Annotated in this window: 17 protein-coding genes; 5 read left to right on the top strand and 12 right to left on the bottom strand. The window is 40.4% G+C overall.

Features of this window, described 5'->3' with window-relative positions:
* Both CDG77_RS28815 and CDG77_RS28820 read left to right on the top strand, forming a co-directional pair.
* Positions 1-1,306 (top strand): Hsp70 family protein (locus CDG77_RS28815; protein WP_143857113.1); only part of this gene is annotated, 1,306 nt, incomplete at its 5' end.
* 77 nt (positions 1,307-1,383) lie between these two features.
* Positions 1,384-2,688 (top strand): clostripain-related cysteine peptidase, encoded by a 1,305-nt coding sequence (locus CDG77_RS28820; RefSeq protein WP_094332681.1) that lies wholly within the window; start codon positions 1,384-1,386, stop codon positions 2,686-2,688.
* Between the two features lie 19 nt (positions 2,689-2,707).
* Here CDG77_RS28820 and CDG77_RS28825 read toward each other — a convergent pair whose 3' ends face one another.
* Together CDG77_RS28825 and CDG77_RS28830 are read right to left on the bottom strand one after the other, a co-directional pair.
* The gene (locus tag CDG77_RS28825) at positions 2,708-3,133 is read right to left on the bottom strand and encodes an HNH endonuclease (RefSeq protein WP_094332682.1); all 426 of its coding nucleotides are present in this window, start codon (positions 3,131-3,133) and stop codon (positions 2,708-2,710) included.
* A complete protein-coding gene (locus tag CDG77_RS28830) occupies positions 3,126-3,527 on the bottom strand; it encodes an STAS/SEC14 domain-containing protein (protein WP_094332683.1) in 402 nt (133 codons plus the stop codon). The genes CDG77_RS28825 and CDG77_RS28830 overlap by 8 nt, the downstream gene beginning before the upstream one ends.
* 96 nt (positions 3,528-3,623) lie before the next feature.
* Between CDG77_RS28830 and CDG77_RS28835 the strand changes: the two genes are divergently transcribed.
* Positions 3,624-4,403 carry an HIRAN domain-containing protein gene (locus CDG77_RS28835; RefSeq protein WP_094332684.1) on the top strand — a complete coding sequence of 260 codons (780 nt, stop codon included), beginning with the start codon at positions 3,624-3,626 and terminating at the stop codon, positions 4,401-4,403.
* Positions 4,404-4,573: 170 nt separating this feature from the next.
* Here CDG77_RS28835 and CDG77_RS38950 read toward each other — a convergent pair whose 3' ends face one another.
* From CDG77_RS38950 to CDG77_RS28880, 10 genes are all read right to left on the bottom strand, one after another.
* Positions 4,574-6,253, bottom strand: a complete 1,680-nt coding sequence (locus tag CDG77_RS38950) for a hypothetical protein (RefSeq protein ID WP_317615942.1) — start codon at positions 6,251-6,253, stop codon at positions 4,574-4,576.
* A gap of 56 nt (positions 6,254-6,309) precedes the next feature.
* Positions 6,310-6,948, bottom strand: a complete 639-nt coding sequence (locus tag CDG77_RS28845) for a Uma2 family endonuclease (protein WP_094332685.1) — start codon at positions 6,946-6,948, stop codon at positions 6,310-6,312.
* Positions 6,939-8,126: a hypothetical protein gene (locus CDG77_RS28850; RefSeq protein WP_094332686.1), complete on the bottom strand. Its 1,188-nt coding sequence runs from the start codon at positions 8,124-8,126 to the stop codon at positions 6,939-6,941. Before CDG77_RS28850 ends, CDG77_RS28845 begins: the two co-directional genes overlap by 10 nt.
* The gene (locus CDG77_RS35840; protein WP_223270035.1) at positions 8,116-8,280 is read right to left on the bottom strand and encodes a hypothetical protein; all 165 of its coding nucleotides are present in this window, start codon (positions 8,278-8,280) and stop codon (positions 8,116-8,118) included. Before CDG77_RS35840 ends, CDG77_RS28850 begins: the two co-directional genes overlap by 11 nt.
* A complete protein-coding gene (locus tag CDG77_RS38065) occupies positions 8,277-8,534 on the bottom strand; it encodes a hypothetical protein (protein WP_094332687.1) in 258 nt (85 codons plus the stop codon). The genes CDG77_RS35840 and CDG77_RS38065 overlap by 4 nt, the downstream gene beginning before the upstream one ends.
* On the bottom strand, positions 8,535-10,232 hold the full coding sequence (locus CDG77_RS28860) for a WD40 repeat domain-containing protein (protein WP_094332688.1): 1,698 nt from the start codon (positions 10,230-10,232) through the stop codon (positions 8,535-8,537).
* Positions 10,233-10,286: 54 nt separating this feature from the next.
* Positions 10,287-11,636, bottom strand: a complete 1,350-nt coding sequence (locus CDG77_RS28865) for a hypothetical protein (protein ID WP_094332689.1) — start codon at positions 11,634-11,636, stop codon at positions 10,287-10,289.
* A 5-nt stretch (positions 11,637-11,641) separates the two neighbouring features.
* Positions 11,642-12,709 (bottom strand): trypsin-like peptidase domain-containing protein, encoded by a 1,068-nt coding sequence (locus tag CDG77_RS28870; protein ID WP_094332690.1) that lies wholly within the window; start codon positions 12,707-12,709, stop codon positions 11,642-11,644.
* A gap of 162 nt (positions 12,710-12,871) precedes the next feature.
* A complete protein-coding gene (locus CDG77_RS28875; protein ID WP_094332691.1) occupies positions 12,872-15,658 on the bottom strand; it encodes a hypothetical protein in 2,787 nt (928 codons plus the stop codon).
* Entirely contained in the window at positions 15,658-16,773 is a 1,116-nt protein-coding gene (locus CDG77_RS28880) for a hypothetical protein (protein ID WP_143857114.1), read from the bottom strand. Before CDG77_RS28880 ends, CDG77_RS28875 begins: the two co-directional genes overlap by 1 nt.
* Positions 16,774-17,224: 451 nt before the next feature.
* Here CDG77_RS28880 and CDG77_RS28885 point away from each other — a divergent pair, with 451 nt between their 5' ends.
* Positions 17,225-17,485 (top strand): hypothetical protein, encoded by a 261-nt coding sequence (locus tag CDG77_RS28885; protein ID WP_223270036.1) that lies wholly within the window; start codon positions 17,225-17,227, stop codon positions 17,483-17,485.
* A gap of 98 nt (positions 17,486-17,583) precedes the next feature.
* On the top strand, positions 17,584-17,853 hold the full coding sequence (locus tag CDG77_RS28890; RefSeq protein ID WP_223270037.1) for an antibiotic biosynthesis monooxygenase family protein: 270 nt from the start codon (positions 17,584-17,586) through the stop codon (positions 17,851-17,853).
* Positions 17,854-17,888 lie beyond the last annotated feature (35 nt).

The raw sequence follows: 17,888 nt of genomic DNA on the forward strand, positions 1-17,888 counted from the left end.
GTATTTTCAACCTCGGATGACGACACAGAATTTGCATGAACTTTTGTGGACAATTTTCCCACAAAGTCAACACCCTAGTACAGAACCCCAAACAGTCGCGGTTTATGACTTGGGTGGTGGTACATTTGATATTTCAATTCTGAGAATTGAACATGGTTTGTTTCGGGTAAAGGCTACTAGCGGCGATACCCATTTAGGTGGGGATGATTTAGATTTAGCAATTATGAGTTGGATGAAGAAAGCGTTCAAGCAGCAGCATGATGTAGATTTACCTATTGCAGAAGATAATAGCTTGCGTTCCCAATTCAGAAAAACAGCAGAAATTGCCAAAATTGCACTGACTCAAGCCACAGAGTATCAAATTAGTATTCCAAATCTTTTTGCTGTCAAAAATCAATGTTTGGGGCTAGAAGCAACATTAACTCGTATTGAGTTAGAAAAACTTGTGCAACCTTTTATCAACCGCACTTTAGATATCTGCGATGCAACTTTGAAAGAAGCAAAGTTACAAGCCAAAGATATTGACCAAGTGTTATTAGTTGGTGGACAAACCAGATTACCCGCTATCAAGCAAGCATTGCGCGATCGCTACGGTTGGACAATCAACGACTCTGTAAATCCAGATGAAGCTGTAGCCAGAGGTGCGGCGGTTCAGGGGGCAAGATTATGTGGTTATCTTCGGGAGGAGGTGAAACTCTGGGATATAACACCCCTGTCCTTGGGAATTGAGTTAGCTAACAGCAAGATGGATGCGATTATTTGTGCCAATGAACCGATACCAGTTACCAAGTGGCGCAAGGGTTCCCAAGCTTTTACTACTCAGCGCGACGGACAAGAAAGTATCCGCTTCCGCATTTATCAAGGTGAACGACCAGTTGCAGGGGACAATGAATTTATTGGTGAAGTGGTTCTTAACCTAGCAACTACTCGTCCGGCTGGGGAAGTTCGGGTTAATTGTATGTTCAAAGTTGACCATGATGGCATTCTCCATGTTTTGGCGGAAGATATCACCACCGATGGACAACCTGTAGAGAAGACATTTGACCGCTTTTATCGCTTGACTCAACAAGAGGTAGACCAGAAACTTGAAGAAGCGAAAGTGCATGAAAATGAAGACGCTGTTACCAATCGGATTTTTCAGTTAGAAGAAGAAATAATCCGACTGCAACGTGTGATTAATCAAGATAAAACATCTGACAATCCACTGTTAGAAACTTTAGACAACTTGAAAGCCGCTATTAATAGCCGCAACGTTAACCAAGCAGAGGAACTACTTACCGAACTCAAAAGCAAAATAATTAACTAACAGTTTGTATAATTTTCGGTAATCGCAGCGATAGATTTGTATAAAAAGAAGAAACTCTAAATGCAGAATGTTGAAACATGACTCAAAAGAATCGTCGCTGGACTATGATGGTCTACATGGCCGGGGATAACGGCAAAGTTTTCGAGCAACTTCAAGGTAAAAGGCTGATGGCTCCGATGGAGGCGCAAGGCTATCAAGATATTGCAGAGATGGAAGCTGTGGGGTCTACTCCAGATGTGGCTGTTTTGGTGCAGTTTGATACTTTATCTGACCGCGAACACACATACCGCATATATATCCGCCCTTCAGAAGAACCCAGGCAAATTGAGAATATCCCAGAGCAGAATACGGGCGATCCTCGTGCATTACGGGATTTTATTGTTTGGGGAATTGAAAATTATCCCGCAGAAAACTACGCGGTGATTTTGTGGAATCACGGTACTGGCTGGAAAGAAGATGATATTTATGCTTTTGCGCGATCGCGTGGTGTAGAAATTCAGGCGAGTCAGGATGAAGTGCGTTCCCTTACCCGAAATCATCGGCGGTTGTCCCGTGCTTTTTTCCTTTCGTCAATTACGGAAGTGCTGCAACTGGAGAATGAAGATTCACGAGCGATCGCTTTTGATGATTCGTCTTTAGACTTCCTGGATAATGCCAAACTTCAGCAGGCTTTTCAGGAAGCAGAAGCCATTACGGGTAAAAAAGTTAGCTTAATTGGCATGGATGCCTGTTTAATGGGCATGGTGGAAGTGGCGTACCAACTGCGAACAAATGCTAATTATATGGTTGCATCCCAAGAGGTAGAACCCCTAACAGGTTATCCCTATACAGCAATTTTGCAGAATTTAACTGCCAATCCAGAAATGACATCGGAAGTATTGGCGAAGTTAATTGTACAGGAGTACGGGCGCTATTACGAAGGAGAATCACGGGGCAGTGTCGCTCAAATTACTCAATCAGCGACTAATTTGAGAGGAGTTGAGAAACTGGCGGAGGCGTTGGGAAGATTAGCGGCTATTTTGCGTCAATTGGTGAAAGAAGAAGATATTTATACTGAAAGTGCGCTGTCTCTTGCTCAACGTAAAGCAGTGCGTTTTAAAGATAGTGATTTTGTAGATTTATATGACTTTTTGAAAGTTTTCCGGGATAAATATGCTGGTGATAGTGATGAATTGACCAAAGTGATTGATGAAGCAATGGATTTGATGATTATTGAAGTGGAACCGCAGTTAATTTTAGCAAATGTTACTTCAGGAGTAAGATTTGAGCGTGTGAAGGGGTTGTCGATTTATTCTCCAGTGAGGGGTTATTCTCAATTTTACGAGAGGTCAGATTTTGCTAGTTGTGGGTGGGGAGAGTTTTTGCAGTTGCTGAACAAATAGTCAAAATTGTTATCAATTATTAACATGGAGGATGTTCCCCCATTGCGTATAATACTCGGCGCAAATTCACAACTCCTTCTCGATTCAACTGTAGGGTTTCTACCGTAGCTCTCCCTATTGGAGTCAAACCAATAACTAATGTAAAATCATTATCCCATGCAAAATTATCATTCCATAATTGTTGACGTGGGTGATACAAAGGTACAGTTTCACCAGTTACTGGGTCACCACCTTGGATTTTATTATATTTGTGATTGTTGCAACCCTGACAAGAAAGAGCTAAATTATCTAGATTTGTTTCTCCACCTTGACTCTTGGAAATAATATGCTCGGCAGAAAAAGCTTGAATAGCAAAGCGTTCTTGGCTTCTACAATATTCGCAACATCCATTAGCTCGCTTAACCACAGACTTTTTTTGCTGCGCTGTCACTCTATTTTCAGACATGATTTGTTGCGTGAATACCTAAGTTTTCCATTAAAGCAGTTAGTGAAATCCCACGCAAATGTGCTAATTCTGCTAAATTTTCTAGACGCTGTGCTTGGATTTTTTCTATTTCCTTAGTTAATTGCAATAACTGTTGATGCTCATCCTCTGTGAGAATTTCATCATCTCGTTTAGCAATCAATTCTTTGTAATCTGTCTGAATATTTGAAGGAATGCCTTGATTGATTTTGAGTAATAATTCCGCTTCTGCTTGCGGCAGTCTAGTAGCTTTACGTTGCGCTTGTAAAACAATAACTTGCGATACAAATTGTTCTAATTCAGACAAGTTTAATTGCTCAACTGCTTTGAGCAACTCTTCTGAAGATAATTGTACTTCAACTTTGACGATTGACATTATCTGCCTCTTGCCTGCTAATTTATTAGTAATTTTATCCGAAAACGAAAACAGAATCTACCTCAGAAGAAACCGAACACCAAGGGGAACATTACTTTGAAAACAGCAAAAACGAAGACACGAACATTATTTCTAGCTTGGCAAGACCCTATTAGTCGCTTTTGGTTCCCCATTGGTCGGTTAACATTTGACCAAGGTATCTATCAATTTGTCTATACCCAAGGTGTAAAAGAAGCTGAAGAGAAATCTGCTTTTAAAGCCTTGTCTTCCTTTCCACGCTTAGATGAAATCTATACATCAACTCAATTATTTCCAGTGTTTGCTAATCGGTTAATGTCGCGATCGCGTCCCGATTACTCAAGTTTTATTGAATGGCTCAATATTCCGAATGATGAAAATGACCCAATTACAATTTTAGCCCGCAGTGGTGGCGAACGAGAAACAGATACACTCGCCGTTTTTCCTTGTCCAGAAGTTGATGAACAAGGACAATACCATCTTTACTTTTTCTCGCATGGGCTGCGACATCTGCCAAGCAGTGCCATTGAGCGGATTAATCAGCTTGAATTTGGGGAAAAGTTATGGCTAGCTCACGAATTTCAAAATCCCTACGATTCTCAGGCTTTAATTTTAAATACCGAAGACCATTATATTGTGGGTTATTGTCCGCGATATTTGCTTGCAGAAATTTTTGAGTTGCTTCGACAAAATTCTAACTTAGAGGTGCGGGTAGAGCGTGTCAATAAACCTCCAACACCTCTCCAATTTCGCCTGTTATGTAAAATGAGTGTCAATGCTCTAGATGGTTTTCGCCCCTTTTCAAGTCGCGAGTATCAACCAATTATTGCAGAAATTGCGCCTGCTATGTCTTCGTAAATTTTAATTTAAATCTAAACATTTGTTCAATAATCTTGAATTTTTTGGTAAATTTATAGATAATAATAGTCTATATGGATTCGAGAATTTACGGTTATGTAATTTCTAATTCTATTTTTTTGCTAGCAGGGTTAATAAACTATCATAAATTTTCAAAAAAAGTCTACAGTTTAATATTGAGTCAAATGAATTAACACTTCAGCTAGCGCTTTTACTATTGGGCGGGTTGATACATTTTCTCCTCGTTGTAATTTATGAACCGTGCCCGTTAGTAAGGGTGCTTTATCTAAAAGTTCATTGGTTTTATCCTTCCAGTTATCAACGAGAAAAACTTCGTCTTGCTCTACGTTGAGTTGACTGTTAATTTTTGCAATAACTTTCAATCCAATTGACTCACAAAATTCTTCCCACTCAGCAAACTTATTTGAATCTCCTGACAAAATAATCGCATGAGTAGCTGACTGCATAATTATTTTGTTTTCCTCAGAGATTTTACCCCCAACATCAATAATGTTAATTAACTGATTCGCACTACGAACCCACTGGGCTGCTTCTTTCGCAAATTCTGGGGTTAAATCTGCTTTAGAGAAGGTTTTGATGGAATTGGCTAATTCTTCATTCATTTCATAGGCTTCTTGAAAATGTGACCACCCCCCATCAGAATCAGCACTGATCACATAGGGATAAGGAGCATTCAAATTGCTTAAAATCGCTCTTTTTAAGCCATCTCGCAACACAGATTTCCCCGAATTCGGTGATCCGCATAATACCACTTTAATAACTGAACTCTTTGATTGTTGCGGCTCTTTTGTTTCAATCAAATCTCCCACTCGATATTTTCGAGAGTTAGTAATTGTGACGATATATGTTTTATATCTATGTTTACCTCTACCAATGCTGGGGTCGAAAACCGCAATAACTTCATACAATTTAGCCAGCTTATGCGCGATAACATAAGCCACAGGAACAGATTGGGGCCCGTCAATTAGGATGCGACTTCCGCCAGAAATTTGCCCAGAGTCAATCATCTGCTCTAATTGTTCCAAAGCATCTCGTACAATTTGATCGCCCTGAGCAGGTAGGACTCTATTGAATCCAACTCGTAACACTTCTCCTTCTAGTTTTATCTGATAACTAAACATAACTACTCTATTTAATATTTGTTTGGGAATTGATATGGTTACTCCAGTAATTTCTAATTTATTTCCATGTTTAAGCACTTGACTTAGTGTATCTATAGCTGTCTCTAAATCACCTTTAGCAAAGCTACAAATACCATCTGAATAAAGTAATAAAAGCTCAAACCCTGCTTCCACCAAAGGTTCAGCAAATGTCTCCATGAAAGAAGCAAGACGCAACACCTCCCCCATCTCCTCCTGCTGTACCCTCTTGCTCAACGCCTGTGCCAACTCCCGCGCCGCCTCACCAGGCTTAGTATACGCCAACGCTGTCCACTCCTGAGCTTGTGCTAAATCCTGCATATCTGGATCATCCCCAACCAACGCTTGCGCCACATAATCCAGCAAAAACTCTCCCAGTTCATCAAACTGTTCCTGTCCAAACTCCTCCTTCAGTTCTCGCAACAACAAATTTCGATCACTAATATCCATCTCATACATCTCATAACCCACCTGGCGACACAACCGCGACAGCAACACATGAGCTACCGCCGTCCAAGGGGCTTCAGGGACAAAGTTTGCCCAAATTTGGTAGAGTAAGTCAGGCGTAAGCACCAAAGGAAACGCCGCGTGACGAGCCAAGTTGCGGTGTGCTTCCCCAAACTGCTGGGCAAACCCTTCAACCCTTCTTTGGGCGATTCGTATTTCCCGCTCCTTGTTTGTGGTAGGCATCAAATCACCTCAACTGACTGCCATTGCAAATAACTTATTCCAAATAAAAGGCACAATTAAATATTATCCCGCAGCCAATTTCTAAAAGCTTGAATTGCTTGGCTACTACCAACAACTTGACTTTGCTGGACATATTGATTTACTAGCTCAATTATCGGAATATCTGGAAAAGTAGGACTAAAATTTGACTCTACATATTTTCCACCTTGCAAGACGTTAATTTGTAAGCCTTGTTTTCCATATCGCCAAAGTTCTGGTACTCCCAAAAGTTGGTAATTATCCAATTGTGTGCGAGAAGTTAAATCAATTTCTATGGCTAAGTCTGGGGGTGGGTCTACACTTAAATTTATGCGATTTTTACCAATAACTGCCGCTTGATTTTGAATGTAAAAACAAGTATCCGGTTCTACTCCCTGACTCATTTTTTCGTTTTTTAGGGTGGTTGAACCTAAAGCATCATAATTGATACTTAGTTCATTCAGTAAAATTTTCACCATATCGCCAATAATTTCTTTGGCTTTTTCATGTTCGGGTAAGGGAACCATAATTTCTAAAAAACCGTGACTATAGGAAATTCTGGCAGCGCGATGTTCTCCTAATTCCGCCAAAATATTTTCAAATTGCTGCCAGCTAACGTCCTCAATTAACAGTTGCTGTCCCGGTTGAATCATCAATTGTCTTAACTCTAAAAGCATAAAGATTCATCCAACTCTTTTACTACAATATATCGACCCCGCAACACACTAATTGCCGCATTCATCCCCTGCGGACTCATTTCAAACATCGGCACAAAACGGGCAATTTCCCCAGCAGTTGTTTGTCGCCAGCATTCACTCGGCATCGGATTGAGCCAAGCATAATAACGCACCGACTGCTGTAACTGCTCAATCCATGCCTTAGTATTATCAACCCGTTCTTGGTCAAAATTCCCCCGTGCTGCGCCAGCATCGCTAATAATTAATACTGCCGCTCGTTCGCCAATTTCCTCCAACACTTCAGAAACAGCCTTGGCATCAAGCATCGCCGGATGACGGTATAAGTATTCATCCGGGTAGTCGTGGAAATAAAATACATTGGTTGTTCTCAATCGTCCTCCCCGTTGTGCCGTTTCCACCAACTGACGCGATAAATCGTGAAACGGCACCATCGAGCCTTCCTGGTCAATTAGTAGCACCAAATCAGTGCGATTTGTACGCGGTGGCATCATTACAGGTTGGAGTAAAATCCCCTCACGCCCAATTTTTGCTACCGTTGCCTCAACATCTAACTCTGTGGCTACTCCTTGGCGCACCGGACGACGCAGATAACGCCAGCATTGCTTCATTTGTCTTTTGGTAACAGGAAAATATTCTGTTAAAAGCATATAGCTAGGGCGTTTCATTTCCCTATCTTTGCGACTACTTCGCACAGCTTGGACAGCTTGCACTGGTTCTGGTGTAATAGTGGGAGTTGTCTCTAAATCAAGTAACGGTTCATCAATTGAAGGTTCTTCAGATGTTGGTGTTTCGATTGAGGAAGATTGGGAGTTTTTTTGTGTAAATGAATGTGAAATTGAATTTGGTATGTCAGTTATTGATGGGTTTTGGTCTATGGAATTTTGAGAATTTTCTTGTGTAGGTGAATCAAAATTTACTGGATGTGATTCAATTTGCTTCCACATCTGCTCAAATAACCGTCGAATCAGGCGATTTTCCTCTTCAGATTTTGCCCATAACATACAGCAAAGCTGCTCTAATTCTTGTTTATTGCTAATTCCAAAACCCGCTTCTAAACTACGTACAACCACCAGATATTCTTCAACCCCCAACGGCAAACCATGCCGTTGTCGCAAGCTGTTAAAAATATCCAACAGTGGTAGTTCTTCAAGTTTCATACTTCAAATACCGCAGATGGTCTTCCCATTTCTTCAACAGAACTTCTGGAAAAGGTATTTCTCCCTCTAACTGCTTTAACACCTCATCTTCAGGAAATTGCCGCAACACTGCAAACCAATCTAGCAACGGGAGCAATGCGATTTTGTACCTCACAAAATCGCATTGCTCCCACTCCAATCCAGACGGTTTAACACAGACGCACCAACCAACGCCCTTGTTAAATGTCCTCGACGCTCGTCCTTATTCTCCATCAGAGGTCTGAGCAGAGGCAATAACTTGTTTATTAAATCGCTACCTATTGCCATCAGTTCACTAGCACTGGAAAGGGGTGTATATGCCTGGGAAGTTTGGTTTATCTTGCCTGTATTACTTTTATCATCTTTGAAATTAAACAGATATACGTACAATTAGGAAGATACACCCCAAATCCTAATTTTGGAATCATCAGTACCACTAACTAAAATTTTGGCATGAGGACTGAAAACAAGAGAATTTACCAGACTTTGAGGTTCAAGAGTCTGTATCAGTTCTCCCGTTTGATAATTCCAAATTCGGATTGTATTATCTTCGCCTCCACTGGCGATAATTTTTGCTGTTGAACTAAACGCGATCGCCTGAACAGAAGCTGTGTGTCCAGTAAGAATACGTATTTCCTCTCCAGTACTTGTATTCCATAGCTTTATCGGTGGATTAGAAACACCATTATCACCAACACTTGTACCTCCACTAGCAATGATTTGTCCATCAGGGCTAATAGCAACTGACCGAATTGACCCTACCGAACGGTCAAAAAATGATAACATTGAACCAAAAAAATCAGCAGGGCGATTTAAAGTACGTATTCTCTCTCCATTGCGCCAATTCCAAATCATTATTGCACCATCAACCCCACCGCTTACTAAAAACCGCCCATCACGGCTAAAGGCAACAGAATTGACATCCCATCCATGCCCCCTTAAAGTCCGTAGCTCTTTTCCGTTACTGAGATGCCAAAGTCTAATAGCAGCGTCAAAATGTGCAGTGGCGAGGGTTTGTCCATCAGGGCTAAAGGCGACACAACTAGTTTGTAAAGCAACCAACGAACTGCCTAAAGTTTGTCTAATTCTACCTGTCCCTGCATCCCACAACTTGATATTACCATCCTGAAACTCCATATTGCTGGCACTTGCCAAAGTTTGCCCATCTGGACTAAAGTCTACAGCAAGAACTGGGCTGGAGTGTCCTGTTAAAGTAGTTAGCAATTCGACCGTCGTCAAGTTCCATAATTTTATTGTGCGATCGCGTCCGCCACTAGCAAGGATCTTTCCATCTGGGCTAATAGCAACACATAAAACAGAATCTGAATGTCCCTTGATGGTATTAATATTTCTGTAGCGACCATCTAAGATATCTACTCGTTTTTTTGATTCGCTAAAATCTTTTTTAATCGGTTGAAAAATTACTACAGCAAAAACCCCAAAACCAATTAATAACGACGTAACATTTGAAGTCCAACTTTTGATTTGAGTTGACGAAAATTTATAAATTTCTTTGTATACTATCGCATCGTTTAAACCATGAAATACCCTGGCTTTCAGAGGTAGATTTAGATCATACTTGATTTTTTGCTCTACAAAATTGACAAAAATTATTGCCCCAGTAGAATTATACTCAGCTTGGATAGTGTGAATTTTTATTGAAAATGAAACTTGAGCTAACCAATTATTTAATTTGGTTTCTAGTTGATGCCAATCGTCTAACAATGGTGCTGTCTTAAATACCTGGGTTAATATATGTTCTGGTTCTTGATTCCCAACCTGACTAGTATTAATTTGTTCCAGTAAATTATCAATCTGTACCTGAATATCATTACCCACATCTTCACGCACCACTTCTAATAATGCACAAAGTGCAGGTTTACCAGAGGATGTTTCACCATAAGCAACTAATTCATTCACTAAATTAGGAATAAAATCATTCGTAGGTGTATTAAAAGCTAGCCGATACTGAACAGGCGTATTAGTCCCCAATGCCCTGAATAAATACCCCCGGCGTTGGCTTTCATTCTCCATCAGGGGTCTGAGCAGGTGTAATATTTTTTGCATTAATTCGCTGTTTACAGACATCGATTATTATGCGCTAAACCTTAATTATTATGTCAGTAATGCTCAAATTGCTTACTACTCTGTCTCATCTGTAATACCTTCAAGGAAGCCAATGATTGCTTTACCCCAAGGTGTTTCTTCCACAAAATGCTCACCAGCTTTGAGAGAACCTTTCTTCACACCGTTCCATAGGCGTTTGAGACTGCATATCTTCTGCCATCTTTGGGGTTGAGTACGCTGGATTTCTTTAAACTCAGCATCAATGATAGCAGCAGCTTGCTCCTCGCTGGCATTAGGATACTGCTGTTGTAATTTTTCGATCAATTGTCTCAAATCTTCCAATGATTGCTTGATCTCTTGCTCATTAATATTGTTATTCTCAATGTAAGTATCAACTTGCTCAAAAATTTGTACTCTTTTGGCGTTGGGAAAGTTATATTTAGACTGTTGTTCTGGCATAGTTTTGATAATTTTATAGATTTCTTCTAATCTTGATTCTAATCTAACAAAATTCTGAATACTTGCTTTTGTATCGTTATCTAAATGAATAGATGGAGAACGATAGGTATATATAAAAGATTTTAAATATTCTAATCCGGGAAATACCGAATCTTCCATAATCACTACAGGGGGCAGTAATGAAACTGGATTGTTATGGGTATGGATTTGCTTATATTTAACATCAATTACCCAAGAAACAAGGACAGCGCTTCTTTGCCAGTGGGAGATTTTTGTCTGTTTTTTAATAAACTCTATTAAAGAACGAGGACATTCATCTTCAAACACCAAACCCAAAAGACCATTTGGCATTCTTGGGCCAGGTTTTAAACCAAAATCATAAGATACGATTTGCGTAATGTTGAAAAACTTATCACGTAGATCCACAATCTGCTTTTCGGTAAAGTCATCAGCTTTGGTAAAAGCCACTAAATCTACTGATAGGGGAGTTTCCTTCAAACCTATAAAGTTAAAATCTGCAAACTCTTCGTTTCGGGATAAGTCATAAACTTGTTTGTCACTAATCAAACGGGTTCGCAGTTCAGTAATGAAGCTCATTTGCTTGGATCTGCTGTGTTTGTCAGTTTCAACTGAACTTGACTTTTCTTTTTTTGTCAGTTCTTCTATAATCTTTTGCTGCAAATTATCAATTTCTAGCTGTTTGTCTACACCTACATTTTCACGAATAACTTCTAATAATGCACAAATTGTAGGCTTTCCAGGGGCAATTTCTCCAGATAATATCAGTTCGTTTACCATTTGGGGAATGAATACATCTACAGGTGTATCCCATACCAGCCGGTTTAAAACGGTTGCATTAGTCCCTAAAGCAATGAAAAGATAAGATCGGCGTTGTTGTTTATCCCACATAAATGGTCTGAGGACAAGCAATAATTCTTGAATGATTTCACCACTGATTTCTGCCATTTACATTACCTCTGCAACCGTGTGTAAATTTCTGGTGCGTTAGCCTGTAAATTCTTTAAAACAGCGATCGCACTCGTTCCTGCATTACGTAAATACCTTTGTTGGGTATTTGGTTCTACTAACATACCACCGCTATGGTGAATACCAACCACCTGAAAATCATCATTGAAAACAGGCGACCCCGATGAACCTGGTTCTGTACTAGTAGTATATTGCAACACTTGATTATCGGCGTAAGCAACAAAGTTATTCTGTATGGAGATTTTCTTCAAATGACCGCCAGGATGCTGAATAATTGCTACGCGGTCATCTCGCCGCATTAATTTACTTTTGAAGATTAAGGGTTTGCCAAAGTCGGGTACTTCTTTGAGGGTTACTACTGTATAGTCCAGTTCTTCGTTAGTGTAAAAAGCACCATCCGGTAAAGCCCCAATAATCTGTGTTGGGCATTCTTTACCGTTGATATCCAGTTGATAGTTGAAGCTAAAATTACTTTTTTCCGCTACTTCCTGAGTTTTAATGACGTGATTGTTCGTCATTAGTAAATCAGGTGCGATCATAAACCCTGTACCCGTACCTTTAGGAGTAGCAATACGCACCACAGCTTTTGATGCTTCCAGAGCCAGGTTTAAAATGTAAATGTGGCGTAGGGTATCTTCCCCAATAATTTTTTCCTGTATGTCAACTATACTGTCAGTTCCGCGCCAAGAATCAATAGAGCGACTGCGAGTACTGGCAACATCTAGGAGAGGATATGTTTGAAATAAGCCCAGAATAAAGTCTTTATCATCACTATCGCCGATATAGTTCTGAATATGGTTGAGGAAAACTGCCAAGGCTTCTTTACCGTAAGCAACCTGTCCAAACTGCGACAAAAAGCTTACTATCCTCACAGAGAAACTCATGGGGCTACCTTCCCAATCTAGCCGCGCTAGTATTATGTCTGCTTTCGGATCTCCTCCAAAAGCTCCTGTAAGAAAATCTTGGCGACCGCGTACATCAGCAAAATCGGGTAAATTTTGAACTACACGGGTGAGGCGTTGGAAGTCAGGTTGCGATAGCTGAATAGTCAATGTCTTTACTCCTATAGCAAGTTCAATAATATTTAAATATTTAGTTCCTTAGTTATAATTCTGTGATTGCATGGATAATTTTCGCTATATCTACAGCAAGTACCAGTGGAAGTAGAATTGACTGTTTCCTCTGCTTGGGGTTGAATCTTACCTATGGGGAGTTCAAGCTGAACTTCCTCGCCCTTCTAACTTCTGTCGAAGTATACTTGCAAGGGGAATACCAGCTTCCAACAATTGATACACCAGATTAGAATACCGTTGTAGGATTGCCTTATCATTACGAATCTGTTGCTCAAAGCCATTCCAAATACGGTTTAATAATTCGGCTGTCCGTCTTCCATTCCCACGCTGTTCACTCCAAAGGTCATGAACAGCATTATTCGAGCATCGATTTAACCATTCGAGTGTTGGTTCTGGTGCAAACTGCCTGCCAATACCATTGAGCATTGTAAAAAGATGACTATAAGCGTAAGGAGTATGACCAGCTACGCTAACCCACTTGTCAAAAATATCAATAAAAAGGTGGGCGTGCTGCCAATCATCCTTAATACGAGAACTACCATGCTGGGTAAAGATGATCAGTTGTAAAACTTTCCCAGTATCCCGATCAAGGTAGTCATAACTGGTGCTTCTAGCAATTTCTGGACTATCCAGTACCCAGTTGCAAATTTCTTTCCAAGTTTCTAAAGCTTGTGCGGTTGGCCCCTCGACGTAAGCGATTTGATGACTGATATATCCATTCAGAAGATCGGCTGTCAGTTCTGGAATCTGAGACCAATTGTCTCGCAATGGTGTCAAAATGTGCTGACGAGTTTCCTCAACACTTATCGATTGTGCTAAATATGCTGCCCAATCAAAGATAAAATGATTCCACATATAGGGCTTATGAGACTGGGAATAACCTTTATCTTCCACTGGCAAGTTGTCTACAATTGTTCGAGCTACTAAATCGTCACAAAGCTGAATTAATTTGTCTTTTGTATTGGAGTCTCGACACAATTCTGTAAGTGGCAAAGCATAAACCCCATACTTAGTTTTCTCGTGAACAAAAACAATATTTTTTGCTGTGGGGATTCTAGGAAATTCAGGTATTTCATCTTTTGCTAAATAGTCAAAGTGATTCTGAATTACATTGTCTTCCCAAGTTTCTAGCTCCTCAAAGCTGGTTTCAAATTGCCCAACACGAGTTCCATAGTAAAGTTGCCCAGGAATTACAGATAGCGAGAGACAAAGGCTCAAAGCGTTCCAGCACAACACTGGATCAACATTCCAGGCATTTGCTAGACCACCAAATACTGCTTTTACCACTTCTCCAGCATCGGAAATACGCCTTAGTGACTCACTTATTAACTGGAGAATCTGCTGCCGTACTTCAGTATCTGCTACACCATGAGTAGCCAATAAAGCTAAACCTCGCCCAGCATAAACTTTCACGCTAGATGGTGACATAGCATACATGGATGCTTTAGGCATACGAGCAGCCGCAAGTAAAATAGCACGGCTCCATTCCAAATGATTCTGTGTTCTTGACCACTCAAAATCTGCAATGAGAATAGCTGCGGCAACACCAACTATTGCTTTCAAACGAGTAACAGAAGCATGAATATCTTCTTGCTCCATTTCTGCAAAGTCTTCAGATGTTTGTAATTCCTTAGCTGCGCTAACAGTCTCTTCTAAAGTCATTCTCTCCTGTGCTTTGCCATTTTTTATAGTCTCTTTTGCCCATAGGTATACACCAAGCCAACGTTCCAATTCAACGTTAGCCTTAAGAAGCTCCTCATTGCGTTTTCTAATTTCTTCGGGACGCTCAACCCAGATGTGCCAATGTTCACCTACTTGCTGTTGCTGATAATTTTCTCTCCTCCCAAATACTTGATAGTTTTCCATCTTGTCTCTAAGAGCAGCCACAGCGTTTGGGTCTGTTTTTTCTTGTTGATAACGAAAGGGAAGGTTTTCTGTAAATTTCTCAACTGCTTGCTCGAATGCAACTCTTAAAAAGTCATCACTTGACAAAACATAGTACATCGCTAAACCTCTAATCTCCCGCGATCGCTGCGGTCTTTTATTCCGCCTTTCCAGAACCTCATAATATAATTTCTTACTCTCATCCCATTCCCATTCCTTAAGTCCATCCCATGAATTGGTGCTGTCATAAGCTAGACGACTTATGTCCATTTCCCAAATATCGGGACAGCTGACAATTGGCAACAATACTTTTAAGCACTTTTCAGGATAAGCAAGTGCCATACTTAAGCAAATACCTAGTACAGCAACAGAATTGCTTTCAGATAAAACCTTCTCAAAAAGAGCTTCAACATCTCTACCTGCTTCAATCTGTCTCTCCATCCACTCTTCTAATGCCATCAAGGCAGAAATTACAGTATATGGGCCATCAGTTGTTCCTCGAAACCAACAATAAACTTGAGTATCACCCCAAAATTCACGATAACCAGAGGGTAAATTAATAGTGACTGGTAAAGGAGTCAATTTAGGTTGGTCAATTTCTTGTCGCTGTTTATATTTACGCCATTTTTCTGATGCTGCATTGGTGAGAGCATGGACTAGCCGCAGTCCTTCATCCTCATGATTAAGTAAGAGAAAAAAGAATGGCCCTTGAATAGGTGCAGGCGGGATGAAATTCAAGATATCGTTTATGCCAAAGTTTCTATTTTCTAGTGAGCTAGTTATTCTTCTACGAATATGAGGGTGATTTTTCGGTTTAACTGGCTTTTGGATTAGCACACTGATTACAAAATCAACAAATCCTCTGGGAATTGAATCGACAAGAGGCTTAAAGTCTTGAATTTTAGAAATTACCTCCTCTTTTGTTTCGTCATTCTCAGACTTAGCAAGTTCGCTGAGATAAGTTTCCACTTGCTCTGGCAGAACATCTGCTGAGTACAGGATTATTCTATGTAAACTGGTTTCATATTCGTGATATTTCGACATTACCAACCTCTGCTTGCTTCTTGTTCCTTAAGCCATGCGATCGCTATTTCGCCAATTTCCTTTCGATAAATTGAGCCTGTTGGTGACTTTACTTGCCAAATCTCCATTAGCTTCACAACTTCTGGACGAACACTGGTGGGTAAATCATTGAGGTGTTTTAGCAACCAACCCATGAAAGGTTCCCATACTGACCATCGTGGGATTGGATCGCTCATTAAAATCGACATTACGCGATCGCTTGACTCTAGCTCTGCTTTTGTAAATAGATACATTAGTGAAAAGTTCGGCATTACTTCCAAGGTTCGTAGCGCAACAAGCAACTCGATAAGCCTTTGTGCATTATCCGCTATGAGTAATGGTTCAGCTTTATCAAGCAATTCACTGCAACGTGGAGATACTAAAGGTGCAGTTAGTAACGCTTGCCGCCATCTAGGAGAAAGTTCCGAAGCTTGTTCAACTTGTTCAATCAAGTTTATCCAAGATTCAGCCGTAGCATGATTTTCCAGTAGAGCGACTCCCAGTAACTGAATTGCTCTCAATATACCGAAAGGTTCTCCCAACTGTTTGAGGTAAGTAGGCAGATCCTCTCTATGTTCATTTAGTACGCGAAGCATCACCCAGTCCTCAAGTAAATCATGACCAAAGCGAAACAATCGCCGATCAGGATCTTGAATGAGAATCCGATCTAGTTTTAGAGAAACAACTGCTTCTGGATAAGCATTTTCAATGCGGAGTCGAATTCCGGGAGATTTAACAGCTTGTTCACCTATATTTCTAAGTATTTGCTCTCTGGCTTCACCAACAACAAGATTTTGACCAATAACGACTCTTTGCCACCACACATTGCTTACTTCAATCTCCGTAGCAACAGGTTGTAAGTGTTCTGGATTTGGAAGTATACGTGGGTCTTCCAGAAGCCTCAACATCAATGGATTCTTGAGAATTGGCGAAAGCTGACTAAGAGATAATAGTGGTTTGAGGCGAGGACTGTGTTCGACAACACTTTGGAGTTCTTCTTCAGTTAATTCCGGTATTTGCAACCTTATTGGCTTTCCTAGTGGCCAGTTCAACCAGTCGTAAACCTGCCGAAGATTTTCTTCTCGTGCCGAGAACACAACGGGAGCAATGCGAAAATGTGAGATCGGATTTTATATCTCAATTACCAGGGCTTATTCCCAATAAACCGAGGTCCAAGTTCCTTGTTTTTGCCTTTTCTAAGTAGCGAGCGCTAAAAATTTAGGTAATTTATGTTACCTATCTTTTGTACCTCACAAAATCGCATTGCTCCCGATCCTAATTACTACCGCGATTATTTTGTCAACACTAATTGCTACCTTTTTGCCGACCATTGGTCGGCAAATATTCTTTGGATATGCAAGTAGACAACATCATAGCTATTGTTAAATCTGTTTCTACGAATGGCTATTTGGCATCGCGCTCCGCTCCCGTCCCTAAAAAGCAATCCATGCCCATACAACTTTATGGCAAAATGTCTCTGATTTGCTGATAAGTTCTTGTATTCTGGGATATCTGTTCTTTGTGGAAAGCCGAATGATTCCTATAGATATGAAACGACTCATCAAAAAAACCTCTAACCCAGTTCGCAAGAAAACAGAAGTAACCCCACCACCGACTGAACCCATTGAGATGCCTGAGAGCCAAAATATTCCTGAAACAGTGATTGAACCAAATCCACCTGTGTACATTGAAGTATCAAAATCGGACTACACTTCTGAACACTATCGTCCTCTGATCTCTGTTGGCAACTCTGGGTGGCAACCGTCTGACGTGTGGCGCGAGTTGAGAGTTGATGATTTTTGTCGGTGAGCAGCATCTAAAACTTGTATAATCCTACTATAGGTACATTCAAGTTTCTGTTGATAAATGCTATTGTCTAGCATGACAGAGTTAAAAGAACTGCCTTTATGGATTCACCTGTGGTATTGATCAATGTCTTCTCTGTTCCTCAAGGTTTGGAAGATGAATTTCTTCGCAAATGGAATCAGACTGCTCTGTTGATGAAAAATGAGCCAGGGTTTATCGATACAAAGTTACATCGCAGTCTTGACCCAACCGAGAGATTTCAATTTATTAATATTGCAAAATGGTCTAGTAAAGAAGCGTGGCAATCGGCATTCTCTAAACGTATTTCTCAAAATGAGATTTTTGAACAACAATTACCTCTTTGTTGCTAATCCTGCACTCTATCAAATTGAAGCAGAGTACTAAT

It is taken from the genome of Nostoc sp. 'Peltigera membranacea cyanobiont' 213, from assembly GCF_002245975.1.
Lineage (GTDB): Bacteria > Cyanobacteriota > Cyanobacteriia > Cyanobacteriales > Nostocaceae > Nostoc.